Here is a 17659-nt window from a genome sequence, read left to right as displayed (position 1 = left end):
CTCGGTCACGTCAACGCCTCGGTGGCGGGCCGTGCCAGCGACTGCACGCCGATCGGGTGGACCTCGACCGCCGTGACCTTGTACTCCGGGCAGTTGGTCGCCCAATCGGAGTACTCGGTCGTGATGACGTTCGCCGCGAGCTCGGGGTAGTGGAACGTGGTGTACACCACCCCCGGTGGCACGCGGTCCGTCACGTGCGCCTGCAGCAGGATCTCGCCCATCCGGCTCGTCAATTCGACCGTGTCGTGATCCATGATGCCGCGCATCTCGGCATCGGCCGGATGAATCTCCAGGACATCGCGCGGATGCCACACGACGTTGCTGGTCCGTCGGGTCGCGGTCCCCACGTTGTACTGCGAGAGGACGCGGCCGGTGGTGAGCAGCAGCGGGAAGCGTCGCGTGGTGCGTTCTTCCGTCGGCACGAACTGGGTGATCAGGAATCGACCACTCCCGCGCACAAATCGGTCGGCGTGCATGACCGGCGTCCCCAGCGGCGTCGCCACCGTGCAGGGCCACTGCACGCTGCCGACCTCGTCGAGGTAGGCAAAGGACACCCCGGCGAAGGCGGGCGTCAGGGCGGCGATTTCATCCATGATCTGCGCCGCCGAGTCGTAGTGCATCGGGTACCCCATCGCCGTCGCGAGGCGGCAGACCGCCTCCCACTCGAACAACCCCGGCTTCGGCGGCATCGCCGGTCGGACGCGATTGATGCGACGTTCGGCATTCGTGAAGGTGCCGTCCTTCTCGAGGAACGCCGTGCCCGGCAGGAAGACGTGCGCGAACTTGGCCGTCTCGTTCAGGAAGAGATCCTGCACGACCAGGCAGTCGAGCGAGCCGAGGGCCGCCGTGACATGGGTGATGTCGGGATCGGACTGGGCAATGTCTTCGCCTTGCACGAAGAGACCGCGGAACTGTCCGCTGACCGCGGCCGCCAGCATGTTCGGAATGCGGAATCCCGGTTCGGGGTCGAGTGGCACGTCCCACGCCGCCTCGAAACTGCCCCGGACCGTCGAATCGGAAATGTGGCGATAGCCGGGCAGCTCATGCGGGAAGGACCCCATGTCGCAGGCGCCCTGGACGTTGTTCTGGCCCCGAAGCGGATTCACCCCGACGCCCTCGCGCCCGATCTGTCCGCACGCCATCGCGAGGTTGGCGATCCCCATGACCATCGTGCTGCCCTGGCTGTGCTCGGTGACGCCGAGCCCATAGTAGATCGCGCCGTTCGGCGCCGTCGCGTAGAGGCGGGCGGCGGCACGCACCTCGGCCGCCGGCACGCCGGTGATCGACTCGGTTGCTTCCGGTGACTGCGCATCCCCGGCGATGAAGCCCCGCCATTGCACGAATGACGTCGGGTCACACCGCTCAGCGACGAACGCCTCGTTGACGAGTCCCTCCGTCACCACCACGTGCGCCAGCGCATTGATGAGCGCGACGTTCGTCCCGGGGCGCAACTGGAGGTGATGGGTGGCCGCGACGTGCGGACTCCGGACCAGGTCGATGCGCCGCGGATCGGCAACGATCAGCTTCGCCCCCTCGCGCAACCGCTTCTTCATCCGCGAACCGAAGACCGGGTGGGCGTCGGTCGGGTTGGCACCGATCACCAGGATCACGTCGGCCGACTCGACCGAGCGGAAATCCTGCGTCCCCGCCGACGTGCCGAAGGTCTGCTTCAGGCCGTAGCCGGTCGGCGAATGACAGACGCGCGCGCAGGTATCGATGTTGTTGTTGGCGAATGCGGCGCGCACCAGCTTCTGCACCACGTAGACTTCCTCGTTGGTGCAGCGCGACGACGAGATGCCACCAATGGCGCCGCGTCCGTGCTCGGCCTGGATCGCCCGGAAGCGCGACGCCGCAAAGGCGATCGCCTCGTCGAACGACGCAACCCGCCACGGGTCGCTGGTGTGCTCGCGGATCAGCGGGGTGGTGACGCGATCGCTGTGCGTGGCGTAGCCCCAGGCAAAACGTCCCTTGACGCAGGAGTGCCCCTCGTTGGCGCCACCGTCCATGTCGGGCACCATCCGCACGACGTCGTTCCCCTTCATCTCCGCGTTGAACGAGCAGCCGACGCCGCAGTAGGCGCAGGTGGTCTTCACCGTGCGCTCCGGCTGCCCATGCTCGATCACCGTCTTCTCGATCAGCGTGGCCGTCGGGCAGGCCTGCACGCAGGCGCCGCACGACACGCACTCCGAAGCGAGGAATGACTCGTTCATGCCGGCGCTCACCGTCGACCCGAAGCCGCGGCCGTCGATCGTCAGGGCGAACGTCCCCTGGATCTCCTCACACGCACGGACACAGCGCGAGCAGACGATGCACTTGGCCGGATCGAACGAGAAGTAGGGATTGGAGTTGTCGGGGGTCGCGCCGAGGTGATTCGCGCCCGCTGTTCCGTAGCGCACCTCACGCAAACCAACCGCCCCCGCCATGTCCTGCAGTTCGCAATCGCCGTTGGCCGCGCACGTCAGGCAGTCCAGCGGGTGATCGGAGATGTAGAGTTCCATCACGCTGCGACGGACCCGGGCCACCTGCTCCGTTTGCGTGTGCACCACCATGCCCTCGGCCACCGGCGTGGTGCACGAGGCGGGGAGCCCGCGTCGGCCCTCCACCTGCACCAGGCAGAGCCGGCAGGAACCGAACGCCTCCAGCGAGTCGGTGGCGCAGAGCTTGGGCACTGCCACCCCGGCTTCGCGGGCGGCCCGCATGATCGACGTCCCGACCGCCGCCTCGACCGCGATACCGTCGATGGTGAGCCGGACGCGCGCCGTGCCTTCGGCGGGCGGCGTCCCGAGATCTGGCCGAGCAGGAGTGGAAGCGATCATCGGGGAAGCGCCTCGGCCGCGAGCGGGAAGTCACTGGCGAAGTGCGTGAGCGCACTGCGAACCGGCATGGGGGTGAGACCACCAAGGGCACAGAGCGAGCCGAGTTCGAGCGCCTCGCACAGGTCATGCAGCACGGCGAGCTGCCGCGCAGGCTGTTCGCCGCGACGCAGCCGCTGGATCACTTCGACGCCGCGGGTTGAGCCGATCCGGCATGGCGTGCACTTGCCGCACGACTCATCGGCGCAGAACTGCATCGCGAACTCGGCCTGTTCCGCCATGTCCACCGTGTCGTCGAAGGCGACGATCCCGCCATGGCCCAGCATCGCGCCAACGGCGGCGTAGGACTCGTACGCCAGGGGCACGTCCCACTGCGCGGCAGGGAGGTAGGCGCCGAGCGGACCGCCCACCTGCACCGCCTTCAGCGGCCGCCCGCTCAGCGACCCGCCCCCGAACTGGTGAAGCACCGTCGCGAGCGAGACGCCGAAGGGCAGTTCCACCAGCCCGCCGCGTGCCACGTTGCCGCCCAACTGGAACGGCATCGTCCCGGTCGAGCGATCGCGCCCGAAGGCGGCGTATCGATTGCCGCCCTCGGCGAGGATCGTCGTGGCGGCGGCGAGCGTGAGCACGTTGTGCACCAGCGTCGGGTCGGCGAAGAGCCCGCGAATCGCGGGGAGCGGCGGCTTCGGTCGGACCGTGCCGCGCTTTCCCTCGAGGCTCTCGAGCAGCGCCGTCTCCTCGCCACAGATGTAGGCCCCGGCGCCGAGGAAGAGCTGGATGTCGAACGATCGCCCGGGGCCGAAGGCGTTCGGGCCGAGCATGCCATCCTCGCGCGCCGTCTGCAACACTTCGTCCAGCAGGGCATGCGTGCGCGGATATTCCGACCGCAGGTAGATCACGCCGTCGGAGGCACCCACCGCGAGCGCGGCGATCGCCATCCCCTCGATGAGCTGGAAGGGATCGGCCTCCATCAGCAGCCGGTCGGCGAAGGTGCCTGAGTCGCCCTCGTCCGCGTTGCAGACGATGTGCTTCCGCTCGCCCGAGCTGTCGTGCACCGTCTGCCACTTGATCCCTGCCGGGAAGGCGGCACCACCGCGGCCCCGCAGCCCCGAGGCCGTGATCTCCTCGATGATCTGCCGCGGCGTCATCACCAGCGCCTTCGCGAGGCCAGTGCCTCCGCCATGCGCGCGATACTCGGCCAGGGAGCGAGGATCGATCACGCCGGCCCGCGCGAAGGTCATGCGCTGCTGATCGGCGAGGAACGGAATCGCCTCCACCAGGCCGACGGACGCGGGATGAGCGGCCGTCGGGAGCCCGCCACCCGCGAAGAGCGAGGCGACGTCATCGACCGCGATCGGTCCGAATCCCAGGCGACCCGTCGGTGTGTCGACCTCCACCAACGGTTCGAGCCAGTACAGCCCGCGCGAGCCCGTCCGCACGACCGTGGCATCGAGTCCGCGCGTGGCGATCTCGGCCGCGATGGCATCAGCCACTTCGTCGGCACCCAGCGACCACGCGGTCGTGTCGCCCGGCACGAAGACGCGTGTCGTCACGAGATGGCCTCCGCCCGGAGGACGGCGGTCAGCGCATCGAATCGCGCCGCCGTGACCCGACCATACACCCGGTCATCGACACGGATGGTCGGACCGGCCGCACAGTTTCCAAAACAATAGGCCGGCTCCAACTGGAGCCGGCCATCAGGGGTCGCGTCATGAAATTCGACACCGCACTGCGACTTCGCATGGTCCGCCAGCGCTCGGCATCCCACCGCCTGACAGGCCTCGGCCATGCAGAGCTGGACCACGTGGTCCGCGGTCGGCTCCTCATGGAAGTCATGATAGAACGAGACCACGCCCTGCACCTCGGCACGCGACAGATTGAGCGCGTGCGCAATCAGGCGGATGGCATCCTTGGGGATGTAGCCGAGGCACCCTTGCACCTCGTGCAGAAGCGGGAGCAGGGCACCGGGTGCGGGCGTCACCTGGACGAGCAGGTCACGCACGATCTCGAGGTCGCGTCCGGCATCCCGCGGGCTTCCACTGCGGTCGTCCATCGCTGGCTCCTGTTGGGCTGGCAAGCCGATGAAGTCTAATCCTCCGTCTGCCCGCCCGTCAGTCGCGGGGTGGCACCTGCGGGGCGGCGCCCCTGCCAGGCGATCACCGCCCCGACCGCCATCCCGACGACGCCGGCGAGCCGGATCGCCCTCGCGATCGCGTCGGCCCGGTGCAGCAGATTCCACTCGGCGAGCAGAAAAGCCCAATCGTGCTCCCCACCACCCACTAGCGGCAGCTCCTGGACCGGCGCATCGGCGAGGTACCGCGCGATGTAGAGGCAATTCTGGCCGACCCACCAAATTCCCGCGCCGACTCCCATCGGATCGCCGCGGCGGTGGAACGAGAGGGCGAAGAGGGCCGGGACGATCAGCTGGAACAACGTTCCACCGAGCGCCGTCAGCACCTCCCCACCCCAGGCAAAGACCAGATGCCCGGTCTCGTGGATCGGCAGGTTCACGTTGTCGAGGAAATGCCACTGCTCGGCCGTCGCGACCATGTAGAGCGTGGCGATGGCGAGCGCCCCGCCGACCAGTTGACGCCCCCGGGGTGACGCCGCGGCGGTGCCGGCCCTCATCGGCCGAGGACCCCTGCCAGCATCTTGCCCCCAGCGACCACCAGGACGAGCGCGAGCACGACTCGCAGCACCGGCATCGGCAGCTTTCGACTGCCGAGCGTGGCGCCGATCCCGCCTCCAACCACCACCGCGACGATCCAGAGCGGCAGCGCGGCTGGCAGCACGTCGCCGAGCGGCAACTGCCCCAGCAATCCGGCCGCCGAGTTGACCAGGATGAAGGCGACCGAAGTGGCCGCGGTCGTCCGCATGTCTGCCCAACCACAGAAGAGCAGCAGCGGTGACAGGAAGATCCCGCCGCCGACGCCCGTAAGGCCCGAGAGCAACCCCAGCACGGCGCCGGCGAGCATGGCGATCCACGGCCGCGGTGGCGAGGTGACCTGGTCGGGGGCCGCGCGCGTCACCACGAGTCGAAGCGCCGAAAGCAGCAACACGCCACCGACGATCAGGCCATACACCGATTCGGGCAGCGTCAATCGGCCACCGATCAGGGCCATCGGAATTGAGGTGATGGCGAAGGGCCAGAATAGCGACCAGCGGAAGTGGCCGGCGCGGGTGAACTGGATCGTCCCGATCGTGGCGACGACGAGGTTGAGGAGCAGGGCCGTCGGCCGCATCGTTGCGGCCGGCGTCCCCATCAGCGCCATGACGGCGAGGTATCCCGATGCGCCCGCATGCCCCACCGCGCTGTAGGCCAGCGCGGCCAGGGCAAGGAGGAGCGCAGCAATCACGGCGCGGGCGGGCGTGGCGCCGGCGCCGCCGGCTTGCCACCCTCATGCCACGCCGGCGTCGCCCCATCGGCGAGATGCCGCACCGCCTGCGCGCCGGCCTTGATGACCGCGGTCATGTGGTCAAAGTCGAACTTGTCCGCGTCGTCCGACGGCCGGTGATAGTCGGTGTGGAGATTGAACGTCGAGAGCGTGTGCGCGACGATCCCCATTTCCGCAAAGGCGTAGTTGTCGCTTCTCCGGAAGAAATTCTGGCTCGGCCGCGGGTCCGGCACGATCGCGATCCCGTTCGCCTTGAGCATGTCACCCATCGTCGAGCGCTCGTAGCCGGTGAGCCACGCCTTCCCTGGCCCACCCGCGAGCGAGTCGGGGCGACCGATCATCTCGATCTCGAATCCCGCCACCATCGTCTTCAGCGGGAACGGCGGATTGGCGATGAAATACCGGGTCCCGAGCAGCCCCATCTCCTCGCCGGTCATGGTCGCGAAGACGACGGTCCGCTTCGGCGCCTTCCCCTGCTTCAGGGCGCGGGCGATCTCGAGGACGGCGGTGGTGCCCGACGCGTCATCATCCGCGCCATTGTAGATCGAGTCTCCATTGACGCCGGGGCCGCGAACACCGAGGTGGTCGAAGTGCGCCATCACCAGGATCACTTCGTTCTTGAGCTTCGGATCGCTGCCCGGGATCACCCCGACGACGTTGCGCCCCGTGCGCCGCGTCGCGGCCGGCATCGTGTCCCACACCGCCATCGAGGGCAGCATGGTCAGGCGCGGCACCGCGGCAGCGGGATTGGTCGGCACGCGATAGGTCGTCACCTGGGTCGGGGGCGTGCCCGCCGCAGGTGCCGGCGCACCGGGCGCAGGCGCCGCGGCGCCGACGCACTTCCAGAGCGGAGTCGCGACCGAATCGCCATTCACCTTGAACGTCCCGGCCTGGCAGCCAGTCGGCGGACGGACGCCACCCGGGCGGTTCGCGGCCAGCATCGCCATCGGCACCCGCTGGAAGAAGCCGTCATCGCCCATCGGCTTGAGGCCGATCTTCTTCATCTCCGAGGCAATGAAGCGGGCAGCACGTTCCTCCCCCGGCGTCGCGGTCCCGCGCCCTTCCATCGAGTCGTGCGCCAACGTGCGCAGGATGCGCTCGACGTTGACCCGATCCGCGCGACTTGCCTTCGCTTGCGCGGAGAGCGAGGTCGCCGAAAGAAGTAGTAGCACCGCCAACATCATACGTCGCATGACTCTTCTCCGAGAATTCGATGATCGATCATCGATGATCGATGATCGATAACTCCGCCGCCTCCCACCCCTCACCCCACCTACTCTCTCGCATCGAACATCCACCATCGATCATCGACCATCGATCATCGTGCACTGATCATCCCGACGGCGGTGATCTCGATCCGACACCCCGGCTTCAAATCCGCCCCACCGACGATCGCGCGAGCTGGACGATGCGCACCGAACATCCTCGCGCACACCGCGTTCACGGCCGGCCAGTCCTCGCGCGAGGTGACGAAGATCGTCAGCATGAGCACGCGGTCCAGCCCGCTGCCCGCCGCCTCCAGCACGGCGGCGACATTCTGCAGCGTCCGCTCCGCCTGCACCGTCGTGTCGCCCTCGACCACCGCACCGGACGCGGGATCGATCGGCAGCTGTCCCGAGACATACACCACGCCACCATGCACCATGCCCTGCGCATAGTGCCCGGCCGGAGTCGGCGCGCCGCTGGTCGCCACCGGCTGCATCATCGCTCCGCCGCGCGGAAGCGCGTCAGAATGGCTCGCACGGAATCGATCGGAATCGCGTCGATGGTGCGCCCCTTCGACGTGACCGACGTGGCGCGGAGCAGCGAATTGTAGATCGCCTCTTCGGTCGCCTCGATCACCGCCTCGAAGAGCGGAGAGACGGCATCATCCTGCAGGGCGCGCAGGCTCCGCGGTGCCGACTCGGTGGGGCGACGGCGCACCTCGGCAGCGGTCGAGAAGGCGATGGCGTAGTCACCGGAGCCGTTCGAGGCATCGGAGCCGGTCCGTGCCAGCCCGAACATTGCCCGCGCCGCGAGTCGCTCCAACTGCCGTTCCGAGAGCGGCGCGTCGGTCGCGACCACGATGATGATCGAGCCATCGCCGCGCTCGGAGATGGTCTGCGTCCGATAGGAATAGCGCCCGAGCGCCTTGCCGACTGGCGCGCCAAGGATCTGCAACACGCCACCGAAGTTGGTCTGCACCAGCACGCCGACCGTGAAGCCGCCGAGCGACGCCGGCAGCTTGCGCGACGAGGTCCCGATGCCGCCCTTCCAGCCGAAGGCGACCGTCCCGGTCCCCGCACCGACGCTGCCCTCGGCAACCGCACCGGCCGAGGCGCCCTCGAGCGCCGACACCACATGGGAGGGACGAATCGGTCGACTGCGGATCGCATTGAGGCCGCCATCATTGGTCTCGGCCACCACCGGATTGATCGAGCGCACCGAGGCCATCCCGGGCCGCGCGAGCTGCCACGCCACCATCGCGTCGGCAGCCTGCCAGACACAGAGCGTGCAGGTGAGGAGGATGGGGGTTTCCAGTTCGCCAAGTTCGCGCAGCTGGGTCACGCCCAGCATCTTGCCGAAGCCGTTGCCAACATGAAGCCCTGCGGGGACGCGATCACGGAAGAGATCGCCACCATGCGGAAGAATCGCCGTCACGCCGGTGCGGACTGAATCACCCTCCTGCACCGTGGTCTGCCCGACGAGCACGCCGGCCACGTCGGTGATCCCGTTCAGCGGACCGGGTCGAAAGATCCCCGGGGCAATGCCCAGATCTCTGGCCCTCGGCCGCGCGGGCTCCTGCGCCACGAGCACCGCGGGGAGCAGCGCCACCAGGAGCAGGGCCCTCATTCCAGCGCGCCGCCACCGGCACCGACCAACACGCCGATCCCCACGCTGACGAGCGCGGTGACGCCCAGGATTGGCGTGGCCGTCGACATCAACACGAGCGGTGCAGCAATGCAGAGACCGACCAACCCGCCGATCGTGCCGCCGCGGCGACGCTCCTCCATGAACCAGTGGCGATCAATCAGAAACGACATCGCGTAGAGCAGCGACAGCGTGCCCACCACTGTGGCCGCGAAGAACGCCACCTTGCGGTCGGCGAGGCCACCCAGAAACCACCCCGCCGCTGCGCCGAGGGAGGTGATAAGCCAGGCGATGAAGATCACACGAAGATGTCGCATCGAGCCGTCGATACCGGGAGGAAGGGGTCGCCGACAAAAATGCACCCCGCCGGCACGTAAAACGAGGGCGGCCCCGCGAAGGACCGCCCCCTGATCTCCCCGACCCCGTGGTCAGCTGCGCCCGCTGCCTGCTCCCAGCGCAAAGAGCGGCGTGGCGCCGGCCCCCCCGATCCACATCCAGGTCGGGCTCGGCACCACCAGCAGGTTCATCACGATCCCGACGGTGAAGAGCACCGCGAAGGTCATCACGACCCACTCCTGCTTGCCGATGCTGATGGCGACTCGGCCGCCGGCATAGGCGCCCAGCAACCAGCCACCGAGCACCAGCACCATGCCGAGGAGCGGGAGTTCCCCCGCCTCGAGCGCCAGCTTCAGTTGCGCCGGATCGGTGGCGTCGAGCCCGGAGGTGTAAGGCATGACTTGGTGCGAGAGCGTTTCAACCAGATACGCGATAGCGCCGGCGACCACGATGGAACAGATGATCGCGCTCACAGGGCTTCCGGACTTGGGGGACATGCGAACTCCGAAAGAGGCGAGACTCCGAGGTATCGGCCGTTGTCCCTGCCGCCTGAAGGTCCCGGCGCCTATCGGAGGAGCGGACCAAGCAGCGAGACCACCCCGATCACGACCACGATCCCGACCAGATCGAGGATGAGCCCTGCCCGCATCATCCGCGAGAGGGGGATCATCCCGCTGCCGTACACGATGGCGTTGCAGGGGGTCGAGACTGGCAGCATGAAGCCGAGGGACGAGCCCATCGTCGCCCCGAGTGCGGGGAGCAGCGGGTCGACGCCGGATGCCGTCGCGATCGCGATGATGACCGGCACGACCATGTTCGCGGCGGCGGTGTTCGAGGTCGTCTCCGAGAGCAGCGTCGCCACGATCGTCCCCATCACCAGCAGTCCCAATTCCCCCGAATTGGGGATCCAGCCGGTGACCCCGCGCCCGACCGCCTCGGCGAGCCCCGACTGGAACGCGAGCGTGCCCAGCGCGAAGCCACCGCCGTACAGCAGCACGACACCCCAGTCGATCTTGGCTGCTTCGGGCCAGGTGAGTGCCCGCTGCCCCGGCTCGCCCGGGAGGAGGAAGAGCAGCGTGGCGCCGAGCAGCGCGGCCACCCCCTCGGGGAGCGCGGTCTGCACCGCGAGCGTCAGCGGTGCGCGTTCTCCCAGCACCACGGCGAGGACGCCAGGGGTGATCCAGAGCACCACCGTGACGAGGAAGGCCCAGAGCACGGAGCGTTCGCCGCGACGCCACGCGCCGAGTCCCGCGAGTCCGTCCCGCGCGACGCTCGCGCCACCGGGCAGGACGGCCACCCCGGCCGGCGAGAGTGCGCGAAGCGTGAAGAACAGCACCACGAAGAGGATCGCCACCGTCGGCACGCCAAGCAGCATCCACGAGAAGAACGGGATCTGCACGCCCAATTCACTGCGGATGAAGCCGAGCCCGATCACGTTCGGTGGCGTGCCGACGGGCGTCATCAGACCGCCGATCGACGCGGCGAACGAGGTCATCAACATCAGGCCGCTGGCCCAGCGCGGATCGAGCGCGAGTTCGCCGGATTGCTGCCGCAGGTAGAGCACGCGCAGGATCGACATCCCGATGCCGAACATCATCGCCGTGGTGGCGGTGTTCGAGATCCATCCCGAAATGACCGCGGTGATCAGGCCGAACGAGAGCAGGAGGCGCGACGGACTCGCGCCGACCCAGGGGCGCGAGAGCACCGTGAACGCCACGCGCCGATCGAGCCCGTGATGGAAGATCCCCTGCGAGAGAATGAACGACCCGATGAAGAGGAACATCAGCGGGTCGGCAAACGGGGCGAACACCACCTTCGCCGGCGCCACCCCGAGGATGACGCAGGCGGACGCGCCGAGCAACGCCGTCACCGGCATCGGCAGCGACTCGGTGATCCAGAGCACCACGACCGCGACCATCACCGAGGCAAGCCGATGCGCCTCCGGGGTCAGCGAGGGCAGCTCAAGGAGGGCGATCCCGAGGGCCGCCGCCGGGGCCAACACGAATCCAACCCGCCCCCGCCACGCCTCGAAACGCTCCTCCGCAGGCGAGAGCATCCCGACGAGGGGGGAGGTGGACATGGGGGCTCCGGGAGGCGGACGATGATCGATCATCGATGATCGATGATCGATCGGTATCGTGGAAGGCCCCCAATATCCCCCCGGGCGGCCGAGCTCGCCAAGGCTCCATCGATCATCGATCATCGATCATCGGCCGGCCCTTGAAACAATCTGCAACGTCCCCCCGTCAACGTTCCAAAAGGGATCACTGCCACCCCCAACTGGAGCCTTCGATGCGGACCCTCTCCCTGACCCTCGCCGCGGCCATGGCCGCCACCTTCGCCGTCCCCGGCCACGCCCAACTGGGTGGCCTCATGAAGAAGGCCAAGGCCGCTGCCGGCGTCGACAAGCCGGCTGCCGTGGCCAAGGTCGAGTCGGCACCGGTGGGGCCCGTGAAGGTCAAGCCGGCCGACCGGATCGATGGCCCGTCACTCGACCTCTTCGCCAGGGCATTGACGGCGGAGAAGAACTGGCTGGAGGAGCGGGCCCGGATTCGGACCACGCTCAAGTCCCCTGAGGAGTATCGTCGTTGTTCCGAGGTGGCCCTGGCGCCGACGACGCCGGAGGCCAAGAAGATGATGCAGGACTACCTCGATGCGATGGCCTCGAAGGACAACGATGGCAGCGCCGAGTACATGACGAAGATTGCCATGGCGATGAAGGCCCAGCAGGACCGCATCGTGCAGGGAAAGTGCGGCTTCGATCCGAGCCTGTATCCGCCCGAGCCGGGGCCGTCGGCGCTCTATCACCCCTCCGAGCACGAGGCGGCGAAGCTGGTGGGCATGGACCAGAAGCGGTACGCGCTGCTGAAGGAGCGGATCACGCCGTTCTGCAACTTCGACGCGGCCGCGCGCGGGAACGGTGATGTGCGCGTGCCGGGGATCGGCACCGGGGTGTACTTCGTCTACGAGGCAAACGAGGCGGCGCTGCTCACGCCGCGGTGCGGCCAGCTGCTCGCCGGGATGAAGGCCGTTTCCTGATGCACGCCGGCACGCTGCGCCTCGCCCTCACCCTGCTCGCGCTGCCGCTCGGCCCGCGCGCGGCGTCGCCCGGCATCACCTGGGCCGCCGCACGTGACGGCATCGAGCGCACCGAGTTCGCAATGGCGGAACGCGGCGTGTTGCAGGCGGTGCAGGTGATCGCGTTGCGGATCGACCCCGCGCGCATCCACCTCGACCTGATGGCACGCACGCGTTACGCCGGATTGCGTGGCGCCTGGACGGTCGACTCGATGCCGGCCGAGGCGGTCCTCGCCCTCAACGCGGGGCAATTCCGCGAGGGGACACCGTGGGGATGGCTGGTGCAGGATGGTGTAGAGCGGCAGGCGCCGGGTACCGGCAGCGTGGCGATGGCGGTGGTGTTCGATGCGGGCGCCGTGCGGTTGCTCACGCCCGAGGAGATCCCGGCGGCGCGCGGCACCGTGCGCGCCGCGATTCAATCGTACCCGATGCTGCTGGTCGAGGGCGTAATGCCGCCACCGCTGCGCGCCCCGGGGCGCGGCGTCGACCTGGAGCATCGCGACACGCGGCTCGCCATCGGCACCGACGCCGAGGGGCGCGTTCTACTGGTGTTGACGCGGTTCCGTGGCGCGGGCTCCGCCGGCGCCACCCTCCCCTTCGGCCCGACCATCCCGGAGTTGGCCACCCTCATGCGCCGCCTCGGGGCCACTCGCGCCGTCGGCCTCGACGGTGGCCTCTCCAGCCAGCTCGCGCTCCGCGAGAGCAGCACGACGCTGCGCCAGTGGAGCAACTGGCGGATGGTGCCATTGGGGATTGTGGGGGTTGAGGTGAACGGTGAACGGTGAACGGGCTGACCCTACAGGTTGTCATCCTGAGCGAAGCGACGGCGCAGCCGGCGCGTAGTCGAAGGACCTCTATCCCTGCGCTGGGAAAGAGGTCCTTCGACTCCGTCCGCTTCGCGGACTTCGCTCAGGATGACAGGTCCGGGAACACACCCCGTTCACCGTTCACCGTTCACCGTCTATCGAAACGTCTCGCACATCTTCGGATCGCCACTCTCGAACCCACGCTTGAACCACGTCATCCGCTGCTCGGACGATCCGTGGGTCCAGCTCTCCTGATTCACGCTGCCGCCGCCCATCCGCTGGATCCGGTCGTCGCCGACCGCTGACGCCGCGCCGAGCCCTTCTTCGACATCGCCGCGCTCGAGCCGCCCCTGCTGGGCCGCCGTGTGCGCCCAGACACCGGCGTAGCAGTCGGCCTGCAGTTCCAGCTTCACCGAGAGCGCGTTCGCCTGGTCCGGCCGCTGCTCCTGCGCGCGACGCATCGCCTCCTCCGTGCCGAGCAGCTTCTGCACATGGTGGCCGATCTCATGCGCGAGGACATACACCTCGGCGAAGTCGCCGGGTGCGCCGAAGCGCGTCGCCAGTTCCTGATAGAAGCCGAGATCGATGTAGACCTTCTCGTCGCCCGGGCAGTAGAAGGGACCCGTGGCCGACTGCGCCGCGCCGCAGGGGGAAGTGGTCCGGTCGCGGAAAAGCACCAGCTTCGCGTCGCGATACTCGGCGCCCATCGTCGGCAGCAACCGCGCCCAGAGCGCCTGCGTGCTGTCGAGCGCCGCACCGATGAAGAGCACCTTCTCTTCCTCGGCCGGGTCGGTGATCGGCGCCTCGACGCCGGGCGCGGCGGTGCCGCCGTCGAGGGCTCCGATGACGGCGAGCGGATTCTGCTTGGTGATCAGCGAGAAGATGACGACGAGCACCACGCCGCCGATCCCCAGGCCGCCGATGCCACCGGGAATCATCCCGCCGCCGCCACCGCCGCGACGATCTTCAAGGTTCTGCGAACGACCGGAGGCGGACCAGCGCATGGGTTGGGATCTCGGTTGGGGGATGGTTGGAAGGTAAGGGGTGAACGGTGAACGGTGAACGGGGTGCCGTCCGGAATTGTCATCCTGAGCGAAGCGACGCGAGCCGGCGCACTCGGACCTCATCCCGGCGCACCGTTCACCGTTCACCTTCCCCCCTCCAATCCCATCAACTTCCGATACCTCGCATCCCCCGCCATCGCCGCGAAGTCCTGCCGCACCGCATGCTGCACCCAATGAAAATTGTTCACGCCGAGACGCAGTGCGGTGCTCAACTTGGCGATCGCCTCCTCGCGGTCACCACGGAGCGCGGCCAGCCTGGCCTCGTAGACCAGGAACTCGCCGTCGACGTGTCCCGCCGTCGGGCCGGGCCCGAGGAGGCGAACGGCCCCGGCCGAGTCGCCGCGCCGAGCGGCGAGGGTCGCGAGTAGTCCGCGGATAAAGAGGCGCGGCGGGCCCTTGGCATCGACGATCGAGAGCCATCGCTCGGCGGCCTTCCAGTCGCCGAGTCCGAGGTAGGCTTGCGCCAGCCAGGTCTGGTGGGCACGGTTGGCCGGATCGTTGCGCAGTCGTTCCTCGAACCACGTCACTGCCTGCCGGAAGCGCACCAGCGAATCGCCGCGCTGATGTGCCGCGAGTTCCTCGCCCGCCACGACATACATCGCGCCCTGGGACCAATAGACGTCGGGGTCAAGCGTCGCCGCCGCCACGAAGAGCGAATCGAGGGCCTGCTCGCGACCCATCGCCGCGAGGGCGCGGGCCTCGATGACCCAGCTCACGCGCTGATCGGGGTGGCGCGCGCGCATGGTCCGCGCATAGCTGCGCTCACGGTCGTGGTCACCGAGCAGGTGAGCGGCGTACGCGCGCTGGCTCCAGTAGGTCGGCCAGTCTCGCATCGGGCCACGATCCGGATTGAGCGAGCCGAGAATCGAATCGGCTTCACGCGGCCGGTTCAACTGCAGCAGGACGAACGCGGCGTTGTACCCGGCGCGCGAGGAGGGCGCCAGTCCGGCCGCCAGCAGAATCTTCGGCAGCGCCTGGCTCCGGTCGCCGGCGAGATACGCCTCGAGATACCCCGCCAGCGCGGCGTGGTAGCCGCTCAAGTGGCGCTGGCGCAGCATGACTTGCGCCAACAGGGAATCGCCGCGCACGGCATCACCATCGTTCACCACCGCGAAGGTGGCATAGAGGAGGGCCGGCACGAAGGTCGAATCGAGTGCCCACGCCTCGCGCAACGACGTGTCGGCCTTGGCATAGTCGTAGCGATTGAACTCGGCCATCCCGCGATCGAACGCGCGGTACGCCTCCCACGTCGGCGGATGCGCAGCCAGGTCGACTTCGGGCGGCATCCGCTCGTCGAGTGCCACCGCCAACGCGCCCATCACCCGATCGCGCAACTCACGCACCGCCGAGGCGGCGGAGTCCTTGACCACGACCACCGGGGGAATCGCCGCCACCAGCCGACCATCGCGCATGTCGGTGATGCTGACCTGAAAGCGCAACGAATCGCCGGTGCGGTAATAGCCCCCGCTCACGACCAGCGCGGCGCCGGTCTCCTCGCGAACCGTGGCCGCCAGATCGGCTGCACCACTCTTGGCGTGCTGTTCCGCGGCCAGCAGAATGCTGGGCCACGGCACCACGGTCAGGAGCCCGGCCTCGTGCAGCCCCTGAGTGACCCAGTCACCTGCCAACCGTCCCCAACCTGCCAGCGCGCTGTCTCCCGTCTCGTTGCGAAGCGGCGTTACGGCAATCGGTCCGGCGATGGGTGCCGCGGCCGGCGCCTCACCGCGCATCATCAACATGGCGGCCACCACCGCCGCGACGGCCAGGATTGGCAGGAGCAGGCGAGACCATGGGCGCTCCTGCACTGGCGCGACCAATCCGTCGAGTGCCGCCACCAGCGAACTCGCCGTCGCCGGACGTTCCGCCGGATCGATCGCGAGGCACGCCTCGACCAGCGCCACCAGGGAGCGCGGCAGATCGGGGCGCTGCTCGCCAAGGGGCAGTGCCGACCGCGCGCCGGTGAGGATCTCGCGCGCCAGCAACCCCCAGCTGTAGAGGTCGGCGCGGTGATCGACCGCCTGCCCCGCCGCTTGCTCCGGCGCCATGTACCCGGGCGTCCCGATCGCGAAGCCCGGATGCGTCACGCTGGCACTCTCGACATCGGCTTCGAGCTTGGCGATCCCGAAATCGAGCAGGTACGCGTGCGCCCCCACCGAGAGCACATTCTCCGGCTTGAGGTCACGGTGGATGACCCCGGCGGCGTGCGCATGCGCCAACGCGCCGGCGATGTCGCGCAACAACCCGACCGCCTCGGTGAGCGGCAAGGCGCCGTCGCGCGCGAGCCGCTCACGCAACGTCTCGCCACCGAGGTACGGCATGACGTAAAAGAGGAGCCCGTCGACCTCCCCCGAATCGAGCAGCGGCAGGATGTGCGGATGCGAGAGCCGCGCCGTGATGCGCACTTCCTCGAGGAAGCGCGTCGGTCCGATCGCCGCCGCCAGCCCTGGCTGCAGCACCTTGAGCACCACGTGGCGGTCGTGCTTGCTCTCGTGGGCCAGAAAGACGGCGGCGGTGCCACCGACGCCCAGGGTCTTGCCAAGCGCGTATCGATCGCCGAGCGCCGCATCGAGTCGGCCGTGGAAATCGGCCTCGGCCAGCGGGGCCAGGTTGCGATCAAGCGGGCCGGTCCGTGCGTGCGCAGCCAGCATGCGCACGAGCTCCTGGCGGAGCGTCGGGTCGTCCGGCGCGGCCTCCGCGAGCCAGGCGGCACGCGCCGACTCGGGCAGGTCCAGCGCTTCGTCGAACAACGCCGAAAGTCGCGGCCAGCGGTCGTTCGGAATGGTCACGCGGTGGCACCACCATCGGCGAGTTGCAGGTGCAGCCACGCGCGGGCCTTCAGCCAATCGCGCTGCACGGTCCGCGTGGTGACCCCCAGCGCGCTGGCGACCTCCGCCTCACCAAGACCGGCGAAGAACCGCAACTCCACCACCCGCGCGAGACGCTCGTCCTTCTCGGCCAGTCGCGTGAGCGCCTCGTCGACCGCGATCAAGTCGTCGAGGGGCAGGGCAAAGCCGAGACGGTCGTCGGCGATCGTGATGTCGACCGGCGCCACGCCACGCTTCGCGGCCCGTCGACGCCGGGCATGATCGACGAGGACCTGGCGCATTGCGCGGGCCGCGAGGGCGAGGTAGTGGGCACGATCAACAACCACCGGAGCGGCGGTGCCGGCCAGCTTGAACCACGCTTCATGGACCAGCGCGGTGGGCTGGAGCGTGTGACCAGGTGCCTCGCGTCGCAGCAAGCGATCTGCCACCACACGGAGCTCCGCGTAGAGGCGCATGAAAAGATCGCTGTCGCCGGTGGGGGGGCCGGTCATC

Annotated in this window: 16 protein-coding genes; 2 read left to right on the top strand and 14 right to left on the bottom strand. The window is 68.7% G+C overall.

Annotated elements, in window-relative coordinates:
- Window positions 1-5: 5 nt before the first annotated feature.
- The 11 genes from fdhF to IPG05_01665 form a co-directional block, all read right to left on the bottom strand.
- On the bottom strand, window positions 6-2816 hold the full coding sequence (gene fdhF, locus IPG05_01715; protein ID MBK6493817.1) for a formate dehydrogenase subunit alpha: 2811 nt from the start codon (window positions 2814-2816) through the stop codon (window positions 6-8).
- Window positions 2813-4366, bottom strand: coding sequence for a formate dehydrogenase (locus IPG05_01710; GenBank protein ID MBK6493816.1), 1554 nt, complete (start codon window positions 4364-4366; stop codon window positions 2813-2815). Before IPG05_01710 ends, fdhF begins: the two co-directional genes overlap by 4 nt.
- Window positions 4363-4866, bottom strand: coding sequence for a formate dehydrogenase subunit gamma (locus IPG05_01705; protein ID MBK6493815.1), 504 nt, complete (start codon window positions 4864-4866; stop codon window positions 4363-4365). The genes IPG05_01710 and IPG05_01705 overlap by 4 nt, the downstream gene beginning before the upstream one ends.
- A gap of 35 nt (window positions 4867-4901) precedes the next feature.
- Window positions 4902-5441: a hypothetical protein gene (locus tag IPG05_01700; GenBank protein MBK6493814.1), complete on the bottom strand. Its 540-nt coding sequence runs from the start codon at window positions 5439-5441 to the stop codon at window positions 4902-4904.
- Window positions 5438-6166, bottom strand: coding sequence for a sulfite exporter TauE/SafE family protein (locus tag IPG05_01695; GenBank protein ID MBK6493813.1), 729 nt, complete (start codon window positions 6164-6166; stop codon window positions 5438-5440). Before IPG05_01695 ends, IPG05_01700 begins: the two co-directional genes overlap by 4 nt.
- Window positions 6166-7401: a M20/M25/M40 family metallo-hydrolase gene (locus tag IPG05_01690; protein MBK6493812.1), complete on the bottom strand. Its 1236-nt coding sequence runs from the start codon at window positions 7399-7401 to the stop codon at window positions 6166-6168. Before IPG05_01690 ends, IPG05_01695 begins: the two co-directional genes overlap by 1 nt.
- Window positions 7402-7526: 125 nt before the next feature.
- Window positions 7527-7910, bottom strand: coding sequence for a RidA family protein (locus IPG05_01685; GenBank protein MBK6493811.1), 384 nt, complete (start codon window positions 7908-7910; stop codon window positions 7527-7529).
- Entirely contained in the window at window positions 7910-9040 is a 1131-nt protein-coding gene (locus IPG05_01680; protein MBK6493810.1) for a P1 family peptidase, read from the bottom strand. The genes IPG05_01685 and IPG05_01680 overlap by 1 nt, the downstream gene beginning before the upstream one ends.
- Window positions 9037-9375, bottom strand: a complete 339-nt coding sequence (locus IPG05_01675) for a hypothetical protein (GenBank protein ID MBK6493809.1) — start codon at window positions 9373-9375, stop codon at window positions 9037-9039. The genes IPG05_01680 and IPG05_01675 overlap by 4 nt, the downstream gene beginning before the upstream one ends.
- A 111-nt stretch (window positions 9376-9486) precedes the next feature.
- A complete protein-coding gene (locus IPG05_01670) occupies window positions 9487-9792 on the bottom strand; it encodes a hypothetical protein (GenBank protein ID MBK6493808.1) in 306 nt (101 codons plus the stop codon).
- Between the two features lie 167 nt (window positions 9793-9959).
- Window positions 9960-11474 (bottom strand): DASS family sodium-coupled anion symporter, encoded by a 1515-nt coding sequence (locus IPG05_01665; protein ID MBK6493807.1) that lies wholly within the window; start codon window positions 11472-11474, stop codon window positions 9960-9962.
- 212 nt (window positions 11475-11686) lie between these two features.
- On the opposite strand from IPG05_01665, the gene IPG05_01660 reads away from it, so the two are divergent.
- Entirely contained in the window at window positions 11687-12433 is a 747-nt protein-coding gene (locus tag IPG05_01660; GenBank protein ID MBK6493806.1) for a hypothetical protein, read from the top strand.
- Entirely contained in the window at window positions 12433-13257 is an 825-nt protein-coding gene (locus IPG05_01655; protein ID MBK6493805.1) for a phosphodiester glycosidase family protein, read from the top strand. The genes IPG05_01660 and IPG05_01655 overlap by 1 nt, the downstream gene beginning before the upstream one ends.
- Window positions 13258-13433: 176 nt before the next feature.
- Here the strand turns inward: IPG05_01655 and IPG05_01650 are convergent, their stop codons facing one another.
- From IPG05_01650 to IPG05_01640, 3 genes are all read right to left on the bottom strand, one after another.
- The gene (locus IPG05_01650) at window positions 13434-14282 is read right to left on the bottom strand and encodes a neutral zinc metallopeptidase (protein MBK6493804.1); all 849 of its coding nucleotides are present in this window, start codon (window positions 14280-14282) and stop codon (window positions 13434-13436) included.
- A 143-nt stretch (window positions 14283-14425) separates the two neighbouring features.
- Window positions 14426-17128 carry a protein kinase gene (locus IPG05_01645; protein ID MBK6493803.1) on the bottom strand — a complete coding sequence of 901 codons (2703 nt, stop codon included), beginning with the start codon at window positions 17126-17128 and terminating at the stop codon, window positions 14426-14428.
- Complete coding sequence (locus IPG05_01640; protein ID MBK6493802.1) at window positions 17125-17658, bottom strand: sigma-70 family RNA polymerase sigma factor; 534 nt, start codon at window positions 17656-17658, stop codon at window positions 17125-17127. Before IPG05_01640 ends, IPG05_01645 begins: the two co-directional genes overlap by 4 nt.
- Window position 17659: the final 1 nt, after the last annotated feature.

This window comes from Gemmatimonadota bacterium, from assembly GCA_016704275.1.
Lineage (GTDB): Bacteria > Gemmatimonadota > Gemmatimonadetes > Gemmatimonadales > GWC2-71-9 > Palsa-1233.
The sequence above is the reverse complement of the archived record's forward strand: the minus strand, read 5'-3'. Positions and strand labels throughout refer to the sequence as shown.

Bases quoted from the DNA above. Each gene is read 5' to 3' on its own strand.
- fdhF (MBK6493817.1), bottom strand. From the start codon at position 2,816: ATGATCGCTTCCACTCCTGCTCGGCCAGATCTCGGGACGCCGCCCGCC.
- IPG05_01705 (MBK6493815.1), bottom strand. From the start codon at position 4,866: ATGGACGACCGCAGTGGAAGCCCGCGGGATGCCGGACGCGACCTCGAG.
- IPG05_01700 (MBK6493814.1), bottom strand. From the start codon at position 5,441: ATGAGGGCCGGCACCGCCGCGGCGTCACCCCGGGGGCGTCAACTGGTC.
- IPG05_01690 (MBK6493812.1), bottom strand. From the start codon at position 7,401: ATGCGACGTATGATGTTGGCGGTGCTACTACTTCTTTCGGCGACCTCG.
- IPG05_01685 (MBK6493811.1), bottom strand. From the start codon at position 7,910: ATGCAGCCGGTGGCGACCAGCGGCGCGCCGACTCCGGCCGGGCACTAT.
- IPG05_01680 (MBK6493810.1), bottom strand. From the start codon at position 9,040: ATGAGGGCCCTGCTCCTGGTGGCGCTGCTCCCCGCGGTGCTCGTGGCG.
- IPG05_01675 (MBK6493809.1), bottom strand. From the start codon at position 9,375: ATGCGACATCTTCGTGTGATCTTCATCGCCTGGCTTATCACCTCCCTC.
- IPG05_01670 (MBK6493808.1), bottom strand. From the start codon at position 9,792: ATGCCTTACACCTCCGGGCTCGACGCCACCGATCCGGCGCAACTGAAG.
- IPG05_01665 (MBK6493807.1), bottom strand. From the start codon at position 11,474: ATGTCCACCTCCCCCCTCGTCGGGATGCTCTCGCCTGCGGAGGAGCGT.
- IPG05_01660 (MBK6493806.1), top strand. From the start codon at position 11,687: ATGCGGACCCTCTCCCTGACCCTCGCCGCGGCCATGGCCGCCACCTTC.
- IPG05_01655 (MBK6493805.1), top strand. From the start codon at position 12,433: ATGCACGCCGGCACGCTGCGCCTCGCCCTCACCCTGCTCGCGCTGCCG.
- IPG05_01650 (MBK6493804.1), bottom strand. From the start codon at position 14,282: ATGCGCTGGTCCGCCTCCGGTCGTTCGCAGAACCTTGAAGATCGTCGC.
- IPG05_01640 (MBK6493802.1), bottom strand. From the start codon at position 17,658: ATGACCGGCCCCCCCACCGGCGACAGCGATCTTTTCATGCGCCTCTAC.